The organism is Stenotrophomonas sp. GL_111 (assembly GCF_057835245.1).
On sequence record NZ_CM174421.1, the window covers coordinates 1,506,110 to 1,528,225 of the forward strand.

At 67.9% G+C, this 22,116-nt stretch carries 19 protein-coding genes; 6 read left to right on the forward strand and 13 right to left on the reverse strand.

The features are described 5' to 3' along the window. Positions 1-68 precede the first annotated feature (68 nt). From rnr to rlmB, 3 genes are all read left to right on the forward strand, one after another. Complete coding sequence (rnr, locus tag AC3IPM_RS06820; RefSeq protein ID WP_489303206.1) at positions 69-2,543, forward strand: ribonuclease R; 2,475 nt, start codon at positions 69-71, stop codon at positions 2,541-2,543. 21 nt (positions 2,544-2,564) lie between these two features. Further along, positions 2,565-3,035 (forward strand): GFA family protein, encoded by a 471-nt coding sequence (locus AC3IPM_RS06825; RefSeq protein WP_489303207.1) that lies wholly within the window; start codon positions 2,565-2,567, stop codon positions 3,033-3,035. Between the two features lie 87 nt (positions 3,036-3,122). After that, a complete protein-coding gene (rlmB, locus tag AC3IPM_RS06830) occupies positions 3,123-3,869 on the forward strand; it encodes a 23S rRNA (guanosine(2251)-2'-O)-methyltransferase RlmB (protein WP_489303208.1) in 747 nt (248 codons plus the stop codon). Between the two features lie 92 nt (positions 3,870-3,961). Here rlmB and AC3IPM_RS06835 read toward each other — a convergent pair whose 3' ends face one another. The 3 genes from AC3IPM_RS06835 to AC3IPM_RS06845 are packed head-to-tail and all read right to left on the reverse strand — an operon-like array spanning position 3,962 to position 8,570. Continuing rightward, complete coding sequence (locus AC3IPM_RS06835) at positions 3,962-5,386, reverse strand: efflux transporter outer membrane subunit (protein WP_489303209.1); 1,425 nt, start codon at positions 5,384-5,386, stop codon at positions 3,962-3,964. After that, the gene (locus tag AC3IPM_RS06840) at positions 5,383-7,338 is read right to left on the reverse strand and encodes a MacB family efflux pump subunit (RefSeq protein WP_489303210.1); all 1,956 of its coding nucleotides are present in this window, start codon (positions 7,336-7,338) and stop codon (positions 5,383-5,385) included. The genes AC3IPM_RS06835 and AC3IPM_RS06840 overlap by 4 nt, the downstream gene beginning before the upstream one ends. Continuing rightward, complete coding sequence (locus tag AC3IPM_RS06845) at positions 7,335-8,570, reverse strand: efflux RND transporter periplasmic adaptor subunit (protein ID WP_489303211.1); 1,236 nt, start codon at positions 8,568-8,570, stop codon at positions 7,335-7,337. Before AC3IPM_RS06845 ends, AC3IPM_RS06840 begins: the two co-directional genes overlap by 4 nt. A 170-nt stretch (positions 8,571-8,740) precedes the next feature. On the opposite strand from AC3IPM_RS06845, the gene AC3IPM_RS06850 reads away from it, so the two are divergent. The 3 genes from AC3IPM_RS06850 (at position 8,741) to AC3IPM_RS06860 (ending at position 14,050) form a co-directional block, all read left to right on the forward strand. Continuing rightward, entirely contained in the window at positions 8,741-9,469 is a 729-nt protein-coding gene (locus AC3IPM_RS06850) for a response regulator (RefSeq protein WP_489303212.1), read from the forward strand. Then, the gene (locus tag AC3IPM_RS06855) at positions 9,466-10,869 is read left to right on the forward strand and encodes a sensor histidine kinase (RefSeq protein WP_489303213.1); all 1,404 of its coding nucleotides are present in this window, start codon (positions 9,466-9,468) and stop codon (positions 10,867-10,869) included. The genes AC3IPM_RS06850 and AC3IPM_RS06855 overlap by 4 nt, the downstream gene beginning before the upstream one ends. A gap of 154 nt (positions 10,870-11,023) precedes the next feature. Beyond that, positions 11,024-14,050, forward strand: a complete 3,027-nt coding sequence (locus AC3IPM_RS06860) for a two-component regulator propeller domain-containing protein (protein ID WP_489303214.1) — start codon at positions 11,024-11,026, stop codon at positions 14,048-14,050. Here the strand turns inward: AC3IPM_RS06860 and rnt are convergent, their stop codons facing one another. The 10 genes from rnt to pstC all read right to left on the reverse strand — a co-directional run bounded on the left by rnt (position 14,051) and on the right by pstC (position 22,035). Next, a complete protein-coding gene (gene rnt / locus AC3IPM_RS06865) occupies positions 14,051-14,641 on the reverse strand; it encodes a ribonuclease T (protein WP_489303215.1) in 591 nt (196 codons plus the stop codon). It abuts the gene before it with no gap. Between the two features lie 71 nt (positions 14,642-14,712). Next, positions 14,713-15,390, reverse strand: coding sequence for an HvfX family Cu-binding RiPP maturation protein (locus tag AC3IPM_RS06870; RefSeq protein ID WP_489303216.1), 678 nt, complete (start codon positions 15,388-15,390; stop codon positions 14,713-14,715). Positions 15,391-15,467: 77 nt separating this feature from the next. Further along, entirely contained in the window at positions 15,468-16,217 is a 750-nt protein-coding gene (locus AC3IPM_RS06875) for an HvfC family RiPP maturation protein (protein WP_489303217.1), read from the reverse strand. Further along, positions 16,214-17,092: an HvfB family MNIO-type RiPP peptide maturase gene (locus tag AC3IPM_RS06880; RefSeq protein WP_489303218.1), complete on the reverse strand. Its 879-nt coding sequence runs from the start codon at positions 17,090-17,092 to the stop codon at positions 16,214-16,216. The genes AC3IPM_RS06875 and AC3IPM_RS06880 overlap by 4 nt, the downstream gene beginning before the upstream one ends. After that, positions 17,079-17,429 (reverse strand): HvfA family oxazolone/thioamide-modified RiPP metallophore, encoded by a 351-nt coding sequence (locus AC3IPM_RS06885; protein ID WP_489303219.1) that lies wholly within the window; start codon positions 17,427-17,429, stop codon positions 17,079-17,081. The genes AC3IPM_RS06880 and AC3IPM_RS06885 overlap by 14 nt, the downstream gene beginning before the upstream one ends. A 78-nt stretch (positions 17,430-17,507) precedes the next feature. Beyond that, positions 17,508-18,014: an RNA polymerase sigma factor gene (locus AC3IPM_RS06890; RefSeq protein ID WP_489303220.1), complete on the reverse strand. Its 507-nt coding sequence runs from the start codon at positions 18,012-18,014 to the stop codon at positions 17,508-17,510. A gap of 576 nt (positions 18,015-18,590) precedes the next feature. After that, on the reverse strand, positions 18,591-19,298 hold the full coding sequence (gene phoU / locus AC3IPM_RS06895) for a phosphate signaling complex protein PhoU (protein WP_489303221.1): 708 nt from the start codon (positions 19,296-19,298) through the stop codon (positions 18,591-18,593). A gap of 52 nt (positions 19,299-19,350) precedes the next feature. Further along, positions 19,351-20,181 carry a phosphate ABC transporter ATP-binding protein PstB gene (gene pstB, locus AC3IPM_RS06900; RefSeq protein WP_489303222.1) on the reverse strand — a complete coding sequence of 277 codons (831 nt, stop codon included), beginning with the start codon at positions 20,179-20,181 and terminating at the stop codon, positions 19,351-19,353. Positions 20,182-20,200: 19 nt separating this feature from the next. Then, the gene (gene pstA / locus AC3IPM_RS06905) at positions 20,201-21,067 is read right to left on the reverse strand and encodes a phosphate ABC transporter permease PstA (RefSeq protein WP_489303223.1); all 867 of its coding nucleotides are present in this window, start codon (positions 21,065-21,067) and stop codon (positions 20,201-20,203) included. Beyond that, entirely contained in the window at positions 21,067-22,035 is a 969-nt protein-coding gene (gene pstC / locus AC3IPM_RS06910) for a phosphate ABC transporter permease subunit PstC (protein WP_489303224.1), read from the reverse strand. The genes pstA and pstC overlap by 1 nt, the downstream gene beginning before the upstream one ends. Positions 22,036-22,116: the final 81 nt, after the last annotated feature.

Below are 22,116 nucleotides of genomic sequence, written 5' to 3' on the forward strand. Positions count from 1 at the left end.
TTCACAAAGCTGCATGAGCAGACGCCTCGACCGGTTCTGCACACCGCCAGCGGTTACCATGGAGGCCAATGAAACCAAAGAAACCGACCCAGGGCGCGAAAGCCCCCAAGTCCCCGGCGCCCAAGCAGGCAGCCGGTCCGTCGGGCAAGCCCCGCGCTGCTGCCAAGAAAGCCGGCAAGCTGCCGGCCTGGATGCCCGAATCCATGACGAATCCTGCAGCGGCACCGCCGCGCGCAGGCAAGCGCGGCCCCAAGCCCGCCGCGGCCGGCCCGATTCCGACCCGTCGCCGCCCGCACCCGGGCAGCGAAAGCCCGACCGACGTGCTGGATCCGTTCGCCGCGCGCGAGGCCGAGCGCTATGCGCAGCCGATCGCCAGCCGCGAAGCGATCCTTCAGCTGCTGGACCGTTGTGATGGCCCGCAGACCGCCGAGGAGATCGGCATCCATCTGGGCCTGACCGAGCCGGACCGCGCCGATGCGCTGGGCAAGCGCCTGGGCGCGATGGTCCGCGACGGCCAGCTGGTGCAGAACCGCCGCGGCGGCTTCGCCCCCGTGCAAGCGGTCAACCTGATCACCGGTGTGGTCATCGCCAACCCGGAAGGGTTCGGCTTCCTGCGCCCGGTCGAGGGCGGCGACGACCTGTTCCTGCCGCCGTATGAAATGCGCAAGGTGCTGCACGGTGACAAGGTGCTGGTCAACGTGACCGGCATCGATCGCCGCGGCCGCCGCGAAGGCAGTATTTCGCGCGTGCTCGAGCGTGGCATGACCCGCCTGATCGGCCGCTTCAGCGTGGAGTTCGGCATCAACTACGTGGTGCCCGACGACAAGCGGGTGCAGCGCAACGTGCAGATCCCGCCGGATCAGACCGGCGATGCGCGCGACGGCCAGCTGGTGGTCTGCGAGCTGACCCAGGCCCCGGACACCCGACGCCCGCCGATCGGCCGCATCATCGCGGTGCTCGGCGACAAGCTGACCGCCTCGCTGATCGTGGAAACCGCGATCCACGGCCACGAACTGCCGTTCGAGTTCCCGCAGGAAGTACTCAACGAGGCCGCGTCGGTCCCGTTGGTGGTCGAGCCGGCCATGATTGGCAACCGCGTTGATCTGCGCAGCACGCCGCTGGTGACCATCGACGGCGAGGATGCCAAGGACTTCGACGACGCGGTCTACTGCGAACCCAATGCCGAAGGCTTCCGGCTGGTGGTGGCCATTGCCGACGTCTCCAATTACGTTCGCCCGGGCACGCCGCTGGACGACGAGGCACAGAAGCGCGCCACCTCGGTGTACTTCCCGGGCTTCGTGGTGCCGATGCTGCCGGAGACGCTGTCCAACGGCATCTGTTCGCTGATGCCCAAGGTCGACCGCATGTGCTTCGTCTGCGACATGCAGGTGAACCGCGAGGGCGAGGTGATCCACTCGCGCTTCTACGAGGCGGTGATGAATTCGCATGCACGCCTGACCTACAACCAGGTCTGGCAGGCGGTGGGCGAGAACGACGTGGCTGTGCGCAACCAGATTGCCGCGGTGCTGCCGCAGGTCGAACGCCTGCACCAGTTGTACAAAGTGCTGGCCAAGGCCCGCACCAAGCGTGGCGCCATCGAGTTCGAATCCTCCGAAGTACGCTTCGTGCTGGACAACACCGGTGAAGTCACCCAGGCCGGCATGCTGGTGCGCAACGATGCGCACAAGCTGATCGAAGAATGCATGATCGCGGCCAACGTGCAGGCCGCGCGCTATCTGCTGTACAAGCAGGTGCCGGCGCCGTTCCGCGACCACGCCAAGCCGCCGGAAGCCAAGTACGACGACCTGTTGGAGTTCCTCAAGGAATTCAAGTTGAGCCTGCCGGCATGGTCCAAGGTGCAGCCGGGCGATTACACCAAGCTGCTCAAGAAGGTGCGTGAGCGCCCCGACGCGGCGCTGCTGGAATCGGTGCTGCTGCGCAGCCAGAGCCTGGCGGTGTACTCGCCGGACAACCAGGGCCACTTCGGCCTGTCGCTGGACGCCTACGCCCACTTCACCTCGCCGATCCGCCGCTATCCCGACCTGCTGGTGCACCGTGCGATCAAGCACGCGCTCAGCGGCAAGCCGCTGGAGAAGTACACCTACTCGGCGCGCGAGATGGCTGCGATGGCGCTGCAGTGCTCCGAGCGCGAACGTCGTGCCGATGAGGCCGAGCGCGAGGTGGATGAGCGTTACCGCGCCGCGTGGATGGAAAAGCACGTCGGCGGCCAGTTCGAGGGCGTGATCAGCGGCGTGACCAGCTTCGGCCTGTTCGTTGAACTGGACGAATCCAAGGTCAACGGCCTGGTCCACGTGACCCAGCTGCCGCATGACTATTACCAGTTCGATGCGGTGCGCAAGACGCTCAGTGGCGAACGTCGCGGCAAGGCCTACCGCCTGGGCGACCGGGTGCGGATCCTGGTGCTCAAGGCCAGCATGGAAGAGCGCAAGATCGACTTCCGCCTGGTCGAAGAGAAGGACGACGAGGTGGCACCGCTACCGCCGCGTGGCGTCCCGGCCAAGCGCAAGAAGCAGAAGTACTGAGCACCCCAACGGAGCCCCCGCATGCCTGCCATCCCCGAATGCAGCGGTGGTTGCCAGTGCGGGGCGATCCGTTTCCATGTGCGTGGCGCGCTCACCGACAGCTCGATCTGTCACTGCCGGATGTGCCAGAAGGCCTTCGGTGCCTACTACGCGCCGTTGGTCTCGGTGCGCCAGGTCGAATTCCGCTGGACGCGGGGCACGCCACGCCGGTTTGCCTCCTCCAACGTGGTCCAGCGCGGGTTCTGCGCCGACTGCGGAACCCCGCTGACCTATGAAGCCCCCGACGGCATGGCCGTCGCCGCCGGCGCCTTCGACGAACCGGCACGCCTGCCGCCAACCGTCCAGTACGGGGTGGAGGCCAAGCTGCCGTTCGTGGATACGCTGGGGTCGCTCACGGTGATCCGTGACGAGGACGACCCGGAGGCGGCGTTCCTGCAGGGCATGGTGTCTCACCAGCACCCGGACACCGACACCCCCGATGGGCCACGCTAGGGCCTGCGTGAACGCCCGGCAGGGCAGGGCCGTCGCCGATGCTCTACCATAGCCACCCCCTGTCCCCTGTACCGGTCACGCCCCGCAATGAGCAAGCAAAGCCAGTGGATCGTCGGCGTCAACGCCGTCGCCTCCTCGATCGAGAACGATGCCGAGAACGTCCGCGAAGTCCTGATCGAGGCCGGGGCGAAGAATCCGCGGCTGGTCGAGATCGAAGAGAATGCGCGGCGCAAGGGCATCGACGTGCGCAAGGTGAACACCCAGGCGCTGGACGGCGTGGGCGGTTCGGTGCGCCACCAAGGTGTGGCCGCGCGCTACCAGGCCGCACGCACCTACGGTGAGAACGAGCTGGAAGGGCTGGTCGTGGCGGCCGAGGGCAAGGCCCTGCTGCTGGTCCTCGATGAGGTGCAGGACCCGCACAACCTCGGTGCCTGCCTGCGCAGCGCGGCGGCCGCCGGTGCCACGGCGGTGATCATTCCCAAGGACAAGTCGGCCTCGGTCAATGCGACCGTGCGCAAGACCTCGGCCGGTGCGGCCGACCTGATTCCGGTGGTGGCGGTGACCAACCTGTCGCGCTGCCTGAAGGACCTGCAGAAGCTGGGCGTGTGGATCTACGGCCTGGCCGGTGAAGCCACCGCGTCGCTGTACTCGATCGACCTCAAGGGCAACATCGCCCTGGTGCTGGGCGGCGAAGCCGACGGCCTGCGCCGCCTGACCCGCGAAAACTGCGACGGCCTGGTCAAGATTCCGATGCCCGGCGAAATCGAGAGCCTCAACGTCTCCGTCGCCGCCGGCGTAAGCCTGTTTGAAGCGGTCCGCCAGCGGTCGGTGTAACCGCTGACGCACCACAGGTAGAGCCACGCCATGCGTGGCTTCGCGGTGCCGGATGGAAGGGCAGCCACGCATGGCGTGGCGCTACCCTGGCATCACCCTGCGCTGCCACCCAGCGCCTTGAACAACGTCACATCGTTGATCAACTGCTTCTGCTTCACCGACGCCAGCGACAGCTCGGCGTCGCGGCGGGTCTGCTGCGCCTCCAGCCACGTGCGCAGGTCGGTGGCGCCGACCCGGTAGCGCACTTCGTACATGCGCTCGATCGCCACCGCTTCGTTGTAGGACGCCTGCGAGGCGGCCACCTGGGTGTCGAACTGGGTGCGCGCGGACAGCGCGTTGTCCACTTCCGACAACGCGGTGTACAGCGTGCGGCGGAAGCCGTTGGCGGCCACCTGGTAATCGGTGCCGGCCAGGCGGGTGTTCAACTGCGCCTGGCGCACATTGAGGAACGGCAGCGACAACCCGGCGCCGAGCGTGGCCACCGGATTCTTCAGCACGTCCGACAGCGAGGTCGCACCGCTACCGACGTTGCCGCTCAGGCTCAACGCCGGGTAGTACTGGGTGGCGGTGACCCGGATGTTCTTGAGGCTGTTGCGCAGCCGCAGTTCGGCCGCGCGCAGGTCGGGGCGACGGCCGAGCAGCGCGGCCGGCAGGCCCTCGGCGATCTCCGGGGCGCTGCTGCGTTCAAGCTGCTGTGGTTCATCGGCCAACGGCCACGGTTGGCCATCGAGCAGTACCGTGAGTGCATTGCGGCTGGCCACCCGCTGCTGCTCCAGCGCGCTCTGCGCCGCGCGCTGCGCCTCCAGGCTCTGGGTGGCCTGGCGCACTTCCAGGCGCGAGACCGCACCGGCATCGAAGCGCGCCTGGACCAGCTGCTGGGTCCGCTGCAGCCGCTCCAGGTTGGTCTGGCCGGCGGCAATGGACTGGTTGAGGAAGGCCAGGGTCCAGTACTGCGTAGCGACATCGCCAATCACCAGCAGCGCGGTGTTCTGGCGGTCTTCTTCGCTGGCCTGCGCTTCCCATTGGGCGATGTCGCGCTGGGCGCGCAGGCGCCCCCACAGGTCGATTTCCCATTGCAGCGACACACCGGCGGAACTGCTGCGGTTCCAGTCCGCACCCTGGTCGACGGGGCGGTTGCCGCTGCTGCTGAGGCTGCCCGACGGTTGCGGCCACAACGCGTTGTCGGCCAGCCCGGCCTGCAGGCGCGCGCGCTGCACGGCCAGCCCGGCGGCGACCAGGTCGGTGTTGGCGGCCAGCGCGCGGTCGATCACCCGGTCCAGGCGCGGATCGCCGAACTGGGTCCACCAGGTATCGGTGCGGATATCAGCGGTGGCGGCCTGCGGCTGCGCGGAGACCGCCTCGGTGGGCGCGTTGAGCGTGGCATCACCGCGCCCGTAGCTGGCCGGAACCGCGGGGGCATCGACGGCGTAGCGGCCGCTGCTGACACAGCCGGACAGGGCCAGTGCGGACAGGCAGGCCAGTGCCAGCGGACGTAGGGAGAAGAGATGCATGTTCATTCGCGCGCCAGCGCCTCCACAGGATCGAGTTGGGCGGCGTTGCGTGCCGGGAGGAAGCCGAACGCCACGCCGATCAGGCTGGAGCAGGCGAACGCCGCCACGATCGAGGCGGTCGAGAACAACATCTGGAAATCCGGGGCGAACTTGCCGAACAGCCAACCCACCACCAGCGACAGCCCGACCCCGAGCAGGCCGCCAAGCAGGCACACCAGTACCGCTTCGATCAGGAACTGCTGGCGGATATCGCTTTGCCGCGCCCCGACCGCCATGCGCACGCCGATTTCGCGGGTACGCTCGGTCACCGACACCAGCATGATATTCATCACCCCGATCCCGCCCACCAGCAATGCGATCGCGGCGATCGCGCTGATCAGCAGGGTCATGGTGCGGGTGGTCTGTTCGATGGTCTGGCGGATTTCGGCGCTGTTGCTGAGGAAGAAGTCCTCGGTGCCGTGGCGCATGACCAGCAGCTTGGAGATGGCCGCCTGCGCGGCATCCATCGGCGTGCTGTCATCCACGCGCACGGTGATGCTGGAAACGAAGCTCTGGCCGAGCATGCGCGACATCACCGTGGTGTAGGGCACCCACACGCTCAGGCTGGTGGAGCCACCAAAGCCGAAGCTCTGCCGCTGGGCCACGCCGATCACCCGCACCGGCACGTTGCCGAGCAGGATCACCTGGCCGACCGGGTCCTCGCCGTTGGGGAAGAACTGGGTGCGGGTGTTCTCATCGATGATCGCCACCTGGGCCAGGCCGCGCACCGCATCGGTGTCGAAGAAGCTGCCGGCCAGCAGGGTGACGCCCTTGACCCGGAAGAACTGTTCGCCCACACCGCTGACCTGGGCGGTGGCGGACTGGTTGCGATAACGCGCGGTCACCGAAGACGACACGCTGGGCGTGGCACTGTCGATGTAGCTCTGCCGTGCCAGGGCGTCGGCGTCGCTGGCCTTGAGCGTCTGCACGCGGGCCGAGCGCATGTCGCCGAAACCGCGGCCGGGATACACGTCGATGGTGTTGGTGCCCAGCGCGCTGATGTTCTGCAGGATCTGCTGCTGCGAGCCGTTGCCCATCGCCACCACCGAGACCACCGAGGCGATGCCGATGATGATGCCGAGCATGGTCAGGAAGGTGCGCAGGCGATGCGCGTTCATCGCCAGCAGCGCCATCCGGAACGCTTCGGTGAAGCGGTCACGCGCGGCGCGCCAGCTGTGGCCCTTGGCGGCGGCCACGGTTGGCTGGCGCTGGGCGCGGTACTGGGGCGCATTGGGATTGCTGCGGTCGGCGATGATTTCACCGTCGCGGATCTCGATGATGCGCTGGGCGTGCTCGGCCACACTCATGTCGTGGGTGACGATGATGATGGTGTGGCCTTCGGCATGCAGCTCGCCGAGGATGCCCATCACCTCTTCGCCGGATCTGGTATCCAGTGCACCGGTGGGTTCGTCGGCCAGGATCACCTCGCCACCGTTCATCAGCGCGCGCGCGATCGACACGCGCTGCTGCTGGCCACCGGAGAGCTGGCCGGGCTTGTGGTTCATGCGGTCGCCCAGGCCCAGGCGTTGCAGCAGCTGCTCGGCACGCGCGGTGCGCACCGGCCCGGGGCTGCCGGCATAGACGGCCGGTACGGCCACGTTGCCGCGCGCATCCAGGTCGCCGAGCAGGTGGTAGCGCTGGAAGATGAAACCGAAATGTTCGCGGCGCAGTTCGGCCAGCTCGTCCGGCAGCATGCTGCCGGTCTCGCGGCCGGCCACCTGGTAGCTGCCCCGGGTGGGGCGGTCCAGGCAGCCGAGGATGTTCATCAAGGTCGACTTGCCCGAACCGGACTGGCCGACGATGGCGACGATTTCGCCGGCGTGGATGTCCAGGTTGACGTCGCGCAGCACCGCAATGGTTTCATCGCCGGCCGGAAACTCGCGGCGCAGGTCGCGCAGCCGCAGCAGCGGCAGGCTCATCGACGTGGGCCCATGCCCGGGCCGCCGATCCGTACCTGTGCACCGCCGCGGCCGCCACCACCGGAGGCCGGCGCGGTGCCGCCTTCGCCGACGATGACTTTCTCGCCTTCGCTCAGCCCGGACAGCACTTCGGCGTTGGCGCCGTTGTTGATGCCGATCTTGACCGTGCGCGGTGCCGGCAGGCCGTCCTTGTCGACCACTCGCACCCGGTACTGGCCGTCGCGGGTTTTCGGGCCCAGTGCCACCGCCGGAATGGTCAGTACATCCTTGGCCTGTTTGAGCATCACCGACACCTGCGCGGTCATGTCGATGCGCAGCGTGCCGTCGGGGTTTTCCACGTCGAACAGCGCGTTGTAGTACACCGCGCTGCTGGAACTGGAGCTGGAGGAACTGGAACTGGAGGAACTGTCGTTGGCGATCGACGACGGCGCCGGATTGATCTGACGCAGGGTGGCGTGGAACTTGCGGTCCGGCTCGCCCAGCGTGGTGAAGTACACCGGCATGCCGGCCTTGATCTTGACCACGTCGGCCTCGGAGACTTCCGCGTTGACCGTCACCAGGTCCAGCCGCGCCAGCATCACGATGGTCGGCGCGGTCTGATTGGCGTTGACCGTGCGGCCTTCTTCTGCCACCACGGCGACCACCGTGCCGTCCATCGGCGCGGTGATGCGGGTATAGGCCAGGTTGGCGCGCGCGGTGCCCAGTTCGGTTTCGCGGCCCTTGATCTGCGCATCGAAGGACTGGATCTGCGCGCGGGCGGTCTTCAACGCGGCCTCGGCGGCATCGAATTCCTGCCGCGAGGTGGCTTCGGCGGCCAGCATCTGCTGCTGGCGCGCGAATTCCAGCTCGGCCTGGCGCAGGCTGGCCTGCTGCACCGCGCGCTGGGCCCGGACCTGGTCCAGCGAGGCCTCGGCGTTGAGCACCGCATTGTGCTGGGTGGTGGCGTCGATCTCGGCGATCAGGTCGCCCTCCTTGACGCTGTCGCCCAGCTGCACCTTCAGGGATTTGATCTGGCCCGACGCCTGCGCGCCCACGCTGACCAGCTTGTAGGCGTCGATCACCCCGGTGGCTTCCACGGTCTGCTCGATGTCGCCACGGCTGACCGGGCTGGTCGCCAGGGTCGGGGCGGCCGGCTTGCGCAGGTACCCTGCGACAAGCGCCACAAGCACGACGACGACGGCGATCAGCAGCAGTACGCGGCCGCGGCGGGTGGTGGGCAGGCGGGGCTTCACGATGATCGTCTACTCGGCGGACCGGCAATGCGGCGGTGTCAGCATTGTGAAGACCGCTCCGTCCGTGCTCAACTCTCCCCGTGTGTCGCTGTGTGTCCAGCGCCGCGTTTGAAACATGCGTACGCAAACCACTGGATGCGGTTCAGCTCCCGACAGGGGATCATGGCCGCATGGAGACCCTTCACCCGATGCACCGACTGCTGATCGTCGACGACGACAATGACATCCGCCAGCTGCTGGCCGAACAACTTGGCCGTGCCGGCTATCTGGTCAGTACCGCCAGTGACGGAAACGGCATGCGCCAGCTGTTGGAGCGCGAACACGTGGATCTGATCGTGCTCGACCTCAACCTGCCGCGCGAAGATGGCCTGACCCTGTGCCGCGACCTGCGTGCGCGTTCATCCACGCCGGTGATCATGTTGACCGCGCGCAGCGAGCCGATCGATCGCGTGCTCGGCCTGGAGATGGGCGCCGACGACTACCTGGCCAAACCGTTCGAACCGCGTGAGCTGCTGGCGCGGATCCGCAACGTGCTGCGCCGGACCGAGGCGCTGCCGGCCAACCTGGAGCCGCTGGCGATCCGCCGCGCGCGCTTCTCGCACTGGGTGTTCGACCTGGAGCACCGCCATCTGCTGGATCCCGATGGGCGCGTGGTGGTGCTGTCCGGCGCCGAGTTCCGCCTGCTGCGGGTGTTCGTCGGCCATGCCAACAAGGTGTTGTCGCGCGAGCAGCTGGTGGCCTTGAGCAGCGGGCGCAGCTACGAGACCCAGGACCGCGCGATCGACCTGCAGGTCAGCCGGCTGCGCAACAAGCTGGCCGTTGACGGTGGCAGCGACGGCCTGATCAAGACCGTGCGCAACGAGGGCTATGTGCTGGCCACCGCGGTCACCCTGGAATGAAGCGCCTGCGCCGGTTCTTCGCCTCCATGGTGGGGCGCCTGTTCGTGATCCTGCTGCTGGGCATGAGCGTGGCCGCGATCGGCGCGACCATGCTGGCCAGCGCCAAGCGCCAGCAGGAATTCGAGCGGCAGAACCTCAACCGCATCGCCGACCGCCTGCAGGGGTTCGTCAACCTGCTGGACGGCAACCCGGAGCTGCGTGACCGCCTGCTCGACAGCGGTGGCCCCAGCGTGCGCCGGCTGCCCGAAGGCGCGCGCATCGGCCGCCCCGATGCGGCGCTGATGCAGGTGCTCGATGACCGCCCCGGCCCGGTGGCCAGCAGCCAGGTGGCCTTCACCGGCTTCCGCTCGTGCCTGCCCCGGTTGCCCGAGCTGCCGCATCGCAAGAAGCCGCGCAACGGCCCACCGCGCGAACGCGACCCGGCCTTCATTCCGCCCAAGTGCCGGGTGGTAAGCCTGCAGCTGACCGACGGTACGCCGCTGCGGTTGGCGCTGGATTCGCCGGCGGTGGCGCACAACGGCATCCTGGCGGTGGACCCGCTGTTCCTGACCTTGCTGGTGATGGCCATCGCGATACTGGCTTATGTGGTTGCCCGCATGGCGAGCGCGCCGCTGCAGCGCCTGGCCGATGCCGCGGCTGCCTTGGGCGATGACCTGCAGGGTGCACCGATGCCGGTGACCGGGCCGCTGGAAGTACAGCGCGCCGCGGAGGCCTTCAATGCCATGCAGAAGCGCCTGCAGCGGCACCTGGGCGAACGCACCCAGATGCTGGCGGCGATCACCCACGACCTGCAGACCCCGGTGACCCGGCTGCGCCTGCGCCTGGAGAACGTCAGCGACGAGGCGCTGCGCGAACGCCTGATTGCCGATCTCGGCGCGATGCAGGCGCTGATCCGCGAGGGGCTGGAGTTGGCCCGCAGCGCCGAAAGCGCCGAACAGCGTGCCGCGCTGGATCTGGATTCACTGCTGGAGAGCATCGCCGAGGATGCCGTGGAAGCCGGCGATGACGTCCGCTTCGAACAGGGCAGTGGTGCGGTGCTGATGCTGCGCCCGCTGGCGATGCACCGCCTGTTCTCCAATCTGGTGGACAACGCGGTGACCTACGGCCAGTCGGCGCGGATCAGCGTGGAGCAGGACGCCGAGGAGGTGGTGGTGCGGATCCGCGACCGTGGACCGGGCCTGGCAGAAGACGAGCTGGAGGCGGTGTTCGATCCGTTCATGCGGGTGGAGACATCGCGTTCGCGCGCCACCGGCGGTGCCGGGCTGGGCCTGACCATTGCCCGCGCACTGGCCGAAAAGGATGGCGCGCAGCTGCAGTTGCGCAACCATCCGATGGGGGGGTTGGAGGCAGTGGTGCGCTGGCCGGCGTCATTGCGTGCGCCGGGAAGCCGCACCGGCTGAGGTTTCACGGCGCAAATGCACGCGGATTTGCCTACTATGGGCAACCCCGCACCCGCTTCCTTTGCATGAGCGTGCCTTACCCCGCCTGCTGCCACGCCGGTGTTCTGCCGCGAACCGCGCTGTGCCCGCTCCGCTTTCCGCCTGGTCCCCACGCATGACGGCAGTGGGGGAGGGGATCCGGTGGCGGCCGGCACGAACTGTCAATGCAGTGCAGCGCCTGTGCGCAGCGCTGCTGTGGCTGTGCCTGCTGGCCGGGCTGGCGCCGTCGGTCGCCGCTCAGGAAGGGCCGCCGCCGCTGCGCGATTACGCCATCGATGTGTGGACCTCGCGCAACGGGCTGCCGCACAACTCGCTGCGCGATATCGCACAGACCCCGGAGGGCCATCTGTGGTTTGCCACCTGGGAAGGGCTGGTGCGCTACAACGGCCTGGAGTTCACCGTATTCGACCGCAGCACCCGCCCGGGCCTGCGTGACAATGGCATTGGTGCGCTGTTCGTGGACCATGGCGGCGCGCTGTGGATCAGTGATTCGCGCGGCAACGTCACCCGGCGTGGCCCGGACGGGGTATGGCGGGTGTTCGAGCATCAGCCCGATACGCCGCAGGTGCTGATCCAGGCCATGCAGATGGACAGCCATGGGCGGCTGTGGCTGCTGTATGAAGGCAATGGCATCGGCAGCCTCGGCGCGGACGGCCGCATCACCTACCAGAAGCCGCCGGCCGACGTGCCGATGGCGATGAGCTTCACCAAGCTGGTGGTCGATGCGCAGGACCGGGTCTGGGTCGGCACGTTGAACGGGCTGGTGGTGCGCGATACCGCCGGCGTGCTGCGCCGCGCACCGGAGAACTTCGGGCTCGGCCAAGGCCTGGTCTGGCCCTACCGTGCGCCGGACGGGGTGATGTGGGTGGTCGCCGGCGAGCGGGTCTACCGCATGCAGGATGGCCTGCCGCAACTGCAGCACCGCCTGCCGGGCGTGATGCACATCACCGCGATGCTGCAGGACCGCCACGGCGACCTCTGGCTGGGCACCGAGAACCAGGGCCTGCTGCGGTTGTCGCGGCACGGGCTGGAACGGCTGCCGGCCGGGCTGGCGTTGCCGGGCGGGCGCGTGGTCAGCCTGCGCGAGGATGCCGAGGGCAGCATCTGGGTGGGCGCCAACGGCGGCCTGTACCGCCTGCGCGAGACCTTGTTCACCAGCTACACCGAGCGCGATGGATTGAGCGGCGATTACATCCGGACCGTGCTCGAAGACCGCCAGCGACAGCTGTGGATCGGCAGTGCCAGTGGCCTGGACCGACGCGATGCGCAGGGCACCTTCAGCCCGGTCGCACTGCGCAACAGCGGCGGCAAGACGCCCTCGGTGCTCAGCCTGGCCCAGGACCACCAGGGCGATGTGTGGGTGGGCACGTTCGGCGATGGCATCTTCCGCCTGGATGCGCAGGGCCGCACGGTGCGCAGCTATGGCACCGCCGACGGCCTGCCCGGTGGCAACATCCGCGCGATGAGCGTGGACCGTACCGGTGCGGTCTGGGCCGGCACGCAGAAGGGCGTGGTGCGGATCGACGCGCACGGGGTGGAGGTGCCGGCGATCCCGGGCATGCCCGGTGGCCTGATCACCGCGCTCGCGCATGATGCCGAGGGCGCGTTGTGGATCGGCACCATCGAAGGCATCCGGGTGCTGCGCGGCAACCGCGTGCAGCACATCGACCTGGCGCCGCTGGGCGGCGGGCGCAGCGTGTTCGGTTTCCAGCAGATCGGCGATGCAATGTGGATCAGCAGCGATCGCGGCCTGTACCGCTGGCAGGATGATCGCCTGGCGCGGGTCGGGCTGGAGCAGGGGATGCCGGTGGATACCGTGTTCCAGCTGGTTCCGGACCGGATCGGCAATGTCTGGATCAGCAGCAACCGCGGCGTGCTGCGCACCGACATGGCGATGCTCGACGAGGTGGCCGATGGCCGCCGCCGGCGCATCGATGTGGAGCACTACAACGAAATCGATGGCATGGCCAATTCGCAGGCCAACGGCAGCTCCGGTCCCTCGGCGATCCTGCGCCAGGACGGCAGCTTCTGGGTGGTCACCGCCGGTGGTCTGAGCATGGTCGACCCGCTGCGCCTGCAGCGCTTCCGCGAGCGCCTGGCACCGCCGGCGGTGATCGAAAACGTGCTGGTGGATGGCAAGCCGCTGCATTGGCAGGGACGCGAGCACAACACCATTCCCGGCGGGCGCCGGCTCAGCGTCAGCTATGTCGGGCTGAGCTACCTGATGTCCGAACGGATCCGTTACCGCACCCGGCTCGATGGCCTGGACAGCGGCTGGGTCGAGCGCGGCCCGCAGCGCAGCGTGGAGTTCATCGGGCTGCCACCGGGCGACTACACCCTGCACGTGTCAGCGGCCCACCCGGGCGGCAACTGGAGCGACAGCGAAGCGGTCTGGGCGTTCACGGTGGAGCCGTTCCTGTGGCAGCGGCGCAGCATGCAGGTGGTCGGCGGGATGCTGTTGCTGGCCGCGCTGATCGCGCTGTACCGCTATCTGATCAACCGCTACAAGGCCAGCAACATCCGGCTGGCGCGGATGGTCGATGAAGCCACGCTCGACCTGCAGGCGCAGACGGTGAACCTGCAGGCGTTGAACCTGGAAAAGACCGAACTGGCCGACCGCCTGGCGGTGCAGGCCGAGCAGTTCGAGCGGCAGGCGCGCGAGGATGCGTTGACCGGGCTGCCCAACCGCCGCGCCTTCGATGAAGCGCTGGCGCGCGACTTCGCCCGTTCCCAGCGCAGCGGCCATCCGCTGTGCCTGGTGGTGCTCGATATCGACCACTTCAAGGAGGTCAACGACCAGCACAGCCACAGCGTGGGCGACGTGGTGCTGGTCGAAGTGGCGCGGGTGATCGCCTCGGCCTGTCGCGATTCGGACATGCCCGCGCGTACCGGCGGCGAAGAGTTCACGCTGCTGCTCAACGACACCCGGCTGGATGAAGCCGCGCAGGTCTGCGCACGCCTGCGTGGGCTGTTCCATGACCACCCGGACTGGGCTGGCGTGCCCGGGTTGAAGGTGACCTTCAGTGCCGGCCTGGTTGAACTGGACGCGGCCGACCGCACCCCGATGCTGCTCTACCAGCGCGCCGACCGCGCGTTGTACCGGGCCAAGAGCGAAGGTCGCGACCGCACGGCCATCGGTTGATCAAAGCGGACGCGGCCAGGCGTTGGCGATCTTGCAGAACAGCTTGGCGGTCTGCTCGGTGTCATACACCGCGCTGTGCGCTTCATCGGCGTCCCAGCCCAGCCCGGCGGCGCTGGCGGCACGGGCAAGCACGGTCTGGCCGTAGGCGATGCCGGCCATGGTGACGGTGTCGAACACGCTGAACGGATGGAACGGGTTGCGCTTGTGGCCCACCCGGTTGACCGCCGCGTTGACGAAGCCCAGGTCGAAATGCGCGTTGTGCCCGACCAGGATCGCGCGCTGGCAGCCGTACTTCTTCACCGCCGCACGCACCGGGGCGAAGATGTGGTCCAGCGCATCCTTCTCCGACTTGGCCAGGCGGAACGGGTGGTCGAGGATGATGCCGGTGATTTCCAGCGATTTCGGGTCGATCTCCAGCCCATCGGCCGGCACCACGTGGGCGCTGGCGGTCTGGCCGGGATAGAGCAGGCCGTTGTCGTCCATTTCGATCGGCACCGCAGCGATTTCCAGCAGTGCATGCCGGCTGCTGTCGAAGCCGCCGGTCTCCACGTCGATCACCACCGGCAGGAAGCCCCGGAAGCGGGTCGCCATCAAGCGCTGGGCGACCGAGGGCGTAGCAGCAGTGTCCGCCGGGGGGGCGGCAGACGGGGAGAGGTCTTCAGTCATCCATCCAGTTTAGCAGAGCGCTCCGCGCGCCCCGGCCGCCGTGCGCAGGCCAGCAGCGCCATCGCGCACACCAGCAACGCCGCACCCAGCCCCGGCAGCAGCCAGCTCACCGGCCAGGCGGCCGCCAGCGCCAGCACACCCCAGCTGCGCAGATCGCTGTCAGGGCCCACCTGGCGCCAGCGCAGCCGTGCCGCCAGCCAGGCATCCACGCTGAGCCGGCCGCCGCCGTTGAGCAGCAATGGCAGCAGCATCACGATGAACAGCAGCGGCAGCTTGAAGTTGCCCTGGCCCTGGTCGCTGATCGCATAGCCCTGGGCCAGCGCCCCCAGCGAGTCCCACTGTTCGGGCCAATGCACCGCGGCGGTTGCCACCACGGTTACGCCGATCAGCAGTGCCGCCGCGCTGCGGGTGGCCAAGCCGAGCAGCAGGCACAGCGCACCGCCCAGTTCGGCCCAGGTGGCCAGCTGCCAGTTGAGGTCGGCCGGCAGCGCGCGGATCGGCCAGGGGAAGCTGGCCTGCACGCTGTCGAACCAGTTCTCGCCGCGCCATTTTTCCAGACCGGACTCGAAGAATTCCCAGGCCAGCAGCAGGCGCAGGCCGAGCGGGGCCAGCCAGTGGCCCAGCGCGTCGGTACGGGTACGCAGGGCGGGCAGGGCAGACAGGGATGCAGACATCGGGGGCTCCAGCAGCAACGGGGGTGCCTACCAGAGGCGGCCGCTGTGCGCGCCGATGCGCCCCGACTGACGCCGGTTCAGCGCGCAGTCGGTGCTGCCGGGCCGATCACACCCGTGGACAGCAGCTGCGCGAGCAGGTCGCGCCCAGGGGCGAGCAGGGCCGCAGCGTCCAGGCCATTGCGGGCTGCCAACTGCTGCAGATGCTGTTCGCCGCTGGCGGGCGTGGGATCGTCCAGCTGTTCAAGCAGGTGCCAGGCCAGCGCGCTGAGCTGGGAAAACACGATGCGGCCGGTGGGCACGCGGCGGGCCAGCAGGAACGTCGGTTCGGCCGGCGGCACACGGGGCTGGACGTCGCGGCCCAGCTGCTGCACCGGCCAGGTGTAGGCCAGTGGCCAGGCCAACGGCGAACGCTGCAGCAGCGCCATGGTGGGATCGAAACCGGGCGACGGTGGCGGCAGCGGGGTGGCGTCCGATCCCTGCAGGGCCAATTCCACCCACTCGTAGTGCGCCAGCTCGGCCAGGAACGGGCGGGGCAAGCCAGGTTGCTCCTGCAGCCATTCCACGAATTCGCCGGCGACTTCGGTGAACAGCGGCGAGCGGCAGCGATGCTCGACGAAGTAGCGGCGGCACAGCGCCGCCCATTCGTCCTCGTCCAGAACCTGCAGCAGCACCGGGAAGCTGCTGCCCAGCAGCGCCTGCAGGTTGTTGAACAGCAGTTCGCGGTAGATCTGCAGGCGGCGTTCCTCCAGGCCGTCCGGCGCGGGCTGGTGCGCGGGATCGCGCAGGTGCCGGGTCAGCGCGGCCTGCTGGTGCTGCAGGCGGTTCATGCAGCCACCGGGGCAGGGCTGGCGCGGGTCAGGATCCGGCGGACCCGCTGCAGTTCCTGGCGCAGCTCGGCATACGGCGGGAAATTGAAATCGCGTTCAAGCAGGGTCGGGCGCGGGCCGAAACGCGCGCGGGCTTCGCCCAGCAGGGCCCAGACCGGGTCGATGACCGGGCTGCCGTGGGTGTCGATCTTGAGATCGTCGGCCTCATCGTAGTGGCCGGCCACATGCTGGCAGACGATGCGCGCCGCCGGCAGCCCGGCGATGAAGGCGTGCGGGTCGTAGCGATGGTTGATGGCGTTGACGTAGACGTTGTTGACGTCCAGCAGCAGGTCGCAGTCGGCCTCGGCCAGTACCGCGCAGGTGAATTCCAGCTCGCTCATGGCCGCGTGCGGGGTGAGATAGGTGGAGACATTCTCGACGGCGATGCGGCGGCCCAGCCGGTCCTGCACCTGGGCGATGCGCGCGGCGGTGTGGCGCACGGCCTCGTCGGTGAAGGGTAGCGGCAACAGATCGTAGAGGTGGCCGTCGTCGCTGCAGTAGCTCAGGTGTTCGCTGTACAGGCTGACGTGATGGGTGTCGAGAAAGCGCCCGACCAGGTCGATGAAATCCAGGTCCAGCGGCGCGCTGCCGCCCAGCGACAATGACAGGCCGTGGCAGGTCAGCGGGTAGCGGGCGCTCAGCGACTGCAGGCGTTCGCCGAGCGCGCCGCCGAGCTGGATCCAGTTTTCCGGCGCGCATTCGAGGAAATCGATATCCCCGGCCGGCGCCGCATCCAGGTCGTCCAGCAGGGCGCGGCGCAGGCCCAACCCCACCGCCGCCGCAGGCAGCGGCGAGGGAGCTGGGCTCAGCCGCGGGGCACGGTCAGTGCTTGGCACCGCACTTGCCTTCGCCACACTTGCCTTCGGCGGTCTTCTTGTCGCCGGCCTTCGGTGCGGCCTTGGGCTTGTCCTTGTCGGCGCCGCACTTGCCTTCACCACACTTGCCCTCGGCGCCCTTCTTGTCCTCGGCCTTGGCCTTGTCGGCACCGCACTTGCCTTCACCACATTTACCTTCGGCGGCCTTGGCGTCGGTCTTCGGTGCCGCCTGCGCCGCCAGGGCATAGCCCTGCACCAGGTCGGTCATCGACAGCGCCGAGGCGGTGCCGGCAATGCCGAGGCTGCCGGCGAGCGCGGCACAGGTCAGCAGGGACACGCGCTTGTGGGTCTTGTTCATGCAGTTACTCCAAGGGATGGCCCGGGGGCCGGGGAACTTGCCAGCGGAGCATGCCGGATTGCCGGCATGCAGGGAACATCAGGCCAGGTATTCGCGTGCCATGACGCGGGCACGGTGCAGGCGGGCCTTGATGGTTTCGGGGGTGGTGGACAGCTGTTCGGCCATTTCGGCGATCGAGCGGCCCTCCAGGTCGCGTAGCAGGATCACTTCGCGGTAGTGCAGGGGCAGTGATTCCAGGGCGGCGGCACAGTCGCGCTGCAGGTCCATGTCCGAGCGCCGCGCGGCGGGCAGGATTTCTTCGCGCAGTTCTTCGTCGCGCCACTGGCAGCGGGCGCGCTTGAGCCGGTTGCATTCGCGTTTGACGATGCGGAAGGCCCAGGAGGTGAAGCACTCCAGCAGGCGCAGGCTGGCCAGCCGCCGCGAGACGGTGATCAGGCTTTCCTGGACAGCGTCTTCGACGTCATTGATGACGCAGTGATGCTCCGCGTAGCGGCGCAGGTGCTGGCGCGAATGGCGCAGCACGCGCTCCAGCGCATCGCGGTCTCCGCCGTGGGCGGCGTTGAGATCCTCTGAGGGAATGATCATCTGCATGGTCGGCGGGCTTGGTGGACATCATCTTGCGGGGGACACCAGCAAGAGTCCAAGGGCGGGGCGGACGATCCGCGACGTTGGCGGGGCAGACAGGTGGGGTTCATGGGAAAAGGCCAAATGCCAACGGCGCAGATCAAGAGCGGGGCGTCGCTTGTGCGGGTTTGGGCTGGCGTGTGTGGGTAGGCGGGACACGCCGTGAATCCATCCGTGGAGGCTTGTTCACAACATCCATGTTGTGAACAGTCCCGCCTACCCACCCACGCCAGCCCTTGGACACATGGCGTCCGCTCATTGAACGGCGGTAGAGCCGGCCACTGGCCGGCTGGCCGCGCGACGCGCGGCATCCAACGCAGGCGCGTTCAAGGTTCTTCTCCCATTTGCGGGAAACGTCCACGGCGTGTTTTTCCGTGTAAGGCCCCGCGGTGCAGATGGCTGGGGCGCGGGCCCCAACGCTCGCCTCACACCCGGAACGAAACCGCGCGGAGAAGGAAAAAAAAACGCCTGACCGGTGCAATGGGCATCCGGCCAGGCGTGGGGTATAGCACTGCCGGGCGCGAGGCGCCCGATGGATTACAGCTGTTCGGTGCTGCTGGTCTCGTCGCGCTTCTCGCGCGGCGGCAGCGGCTGTTCGCCGTGCACCAGGAACCACACGTTCTCGGCGATGTTGGTGGCGTGGTCGCCCACGCGCTCCAGGTTCTTGGCCATGAACAGCAGGTGCGTGCACGGGGTGATGTTGCGCGGATCTTCCATCATGTAGGTCAGCAGCTCGCGGAACAGCGCGGTGTACTGCGCGTCCAGCCGGGCGTCGTCGTCGCGCAGTGCCAGCGCCGCGGCGGCGTCGTTGTCGCGGTAGGCATCGATGGCACGGCGCACCTGCTGGGCGGCCAGCCGGCCCAGCGAACGCAGGCCCTGGATCTGCGGCAGCGGCGGGGCCTTGCTCAGCGCGATCGAGCGCTTGGCCACGTTGGCGGCGTAGTCGCCGATTCGCTCGATGTCGGCCGGAATGCGCAGGCCGGCCAGAATCTCGCGCAGGTCGCGCGCCATCGGCCCGCGCAGCGCCAGGCGCATGACATCGTGGCTGATCTGCTGTTCCAGGCCGTCGATGGCCTCGTCGTTGGCGATGATGCGCAGCGCGGCGTTCTCGTCGCGCTTCTCGATCACGTCCATCGCCGCTTCCAGCTGCGCGACGGACATTTCGCCCATGCGCACGATCTCGGCCACCAGCCGCTGCTGCTCTTCGTCGTAGCTCTTGACGATGTGGTCGTTGGGGATGTTCATGGAGAGTCCATTAGGTAGCGCCGGACCATGCCCGGCAGGCGTTGTCTGGGAATCAGCCGAAGCGGCCGGTGATGTAGTCTTCGGTCTGCCGCTTGTTGGGCTGCGAGAAGATCACTTCGGTGCGGTCGTGTTCGATCAGGTCGCCCAGGTACATGAAGGCGGTGTAGTCGGACACGCGCGCGGCCTGCTGCATGTTGTGGGTGACGATGACGATCGTGTAGTCGTGCTTGAGCTCTTCGACCAGCTGCTCGATGCGGCTGGTGGAGATCGGGTCCAGCGCCGAGGTCGGCTCGTCGAGCAGCAGCACGTCCGGGCGCAGGGCCACGGCGCGGGCGATGCACAGACGCTGCTGCTGGCCGCCGGACAGGCCCAGTGCGCTCTGGTTGAGCTTGTCCTTCACTTCGTCCCACAGCGCGGCCTGGCGCAGCGCCTGCTCGACACGCACGGTCATCTCGGCCTTGGACAGCTTCTCGTGGTGGCGGATGCCGTAGGCGACGTTCTCGAAGATGGTCATCGGGAACGGTACCGGCTTCTGGAACACCATGCCGACCTTGCTGCGCAGCCGGTTCATCGGGTACTTCGGCGACAGGATGTTCTCGCCGTCCAGCAGCACTTCGCCGCGCGCTTCCAGCTTGGGGTACAGCGCGTAGATGCGGTTGAAAATGCGCAGCAGCGTGGACTTGCCGCAGCCGGACGGGCCGATCAGCGCGGTGACGCGCTTCTCGGGAATTTCCAGCTCGATGTTCTTCAGCGCGTGGAACTTGTCGTAGTAGAAGTCCAGCCCACGCGCAGCCAGCTTGATCGGCGCCGGGGTGTGCAGGTTTTCGTGCGAGGCCGGGACCACGATGCGCTGCATCGGCACGGCGTTGGAAAGATCGTTCATGGCGATGTCCGCGGAAAGGTCAGTCATGGGAGATACGGTTGCGCAGCAGGATGCCGCGCGCGGAAAGGCTGACCAGCAACACGAACACGGTCAGCACCAGCGCGCCGGCCCAGGCCAGCACCTGCCAGGATTCATACGGGCTGCCGGCAAACTGGTTCATCACCACCGGCACGCTGGCCATCGGCTGGAACACGTTGCTGTTCCAGTACTGATTGCCGAAGGCGGTGAACAGCAGCGGCGCGGTTTCACCGGAGATGCGGGCCAGGGCCAGCAGGATGCCGGTGATGATGCCGGCGGCGGCGCTGCGGTACAGCACCTGCACCGTCACCTTCCACTGCGGGATGCCCAGCGACAGCGCCGCTTCGCGCATCTGCGAGGGCACCAGGCGCAGCATTTCATCGGTGGTACGCACCACCACCGGCAGCACGATGAAGGCCAGCGACAGCGCACCGGCGAAGGCCGAGAACTGCCCGCCGGTCTGCATCACGTACAGGGTGTAGACGAACAGACCGAGCACGATTGACGGTGCCGAGAGCAGGATGTCGTTGACGAAGCGGACCACGGTGCCGGCCTTGCGGGCGTTGCCGTACTCGGCCAGCCAGGTGCCGGCCAGCACGCCCAGCGGGGTGCCGATGGCAATGGCCAGGCCGCACATCACCGCGCTGCCGAAGAAGGCGTTGGCCAGGCCGCCGGCCTGCATCGGCGGCGGGGTCATCTTGGTGAACAGGTCCAGGTTGATCCCGGCCAGGCCCTTGGAGGCCAGCGTGAACAGGATCCAGCCCAGGAAGAACAGGCCGAACAGCGCGGTCAGGCAGGACATGCCCAGTGCAACCACGTTGACGATGCGGCGGCGCAGGTACAGCGGTTGGGCGTTGGCGGTGGACATCAGTTGCCCTCCTTGCGGGACAGTCGCATCAACATCAGGCGGGCGATCGCCAGCACCACGAAGGTGACGATGAACAGCACGAAGCCGAGCAGCAGCAGCGCCGAGCGGTAGGTTTCAGTGGCTTCGCCGAAGTCGTTGGCGATCAGCGCGGCGATGGTGGTGCCCGGTTCCAGCAGCGAGGGCGACAGGCGCACGCTGTTGCCGATCACGAACGCCACGGCCATGGTTTCGCCGAGCGCGCGGCCGAGGCCGAGGAAGATGCCGCCGATCACCGCCGAGCGGGTGTAGGGCAACACGATGTCCCAGCTGACTTCCCACTTGGTGGAACCCAGCGCGTAGGCCGATTCCTTCAGGCGGGTCGGCACGGTGAGGAACACTTCGCGCATCACCGAGGAAATGAACGGGATGACCATGATCGCCAGCACGAAGCCGGCGGTAAGCACGCCGATGCCCAGCGGTGGGCCCTGGAACAACGGGCCGATGATCGGCATCGTGCCCAGGTGGTCGTTGAGGAACGGGGTGACGTATTCGGTCATCACCGGGACCAGCACGAACAGGCCCCACATGCCGTAGATGATCGAGGGAATGCCGGCGAGCAGCTCGATCGCGGTACCGACCGGGCCACGCAGCCAGCGCGGCGCGACTTCGGTCAGGAAGAAGGCGATGCCGAAGCTGACCGGCACCGCGATCAGCATCGCGATGAACGCGGTGACCAGGGTGCCGTAGATGGGCGCGAGTGCGCCGAATTTGTTCTCGACCGGATTCCATTCCGACGAGTAGAAGAAGCTCAGGCCTTGTTCCTGCAGGGCATGACGGCCGCCCCACAGCATCGAGAGCGCGGCGCAGGCCAGGGCGATCAGCACCAGGAACACGGTGGCGATCAGGACCCATCGGAACAGTCGGTCGTTGCGGGCATCACGCAGGTCGCGCGTGGACGGGGCGGGTACTGGCTGGGCGATGGCATTCATGGCAAAGGCGGGGGCCCGAGAGGTGGTGCGGCGGGGTGGTGCGGCATGCGGGGAAAACCGCGGGCCTGCGCGATCGCAGGC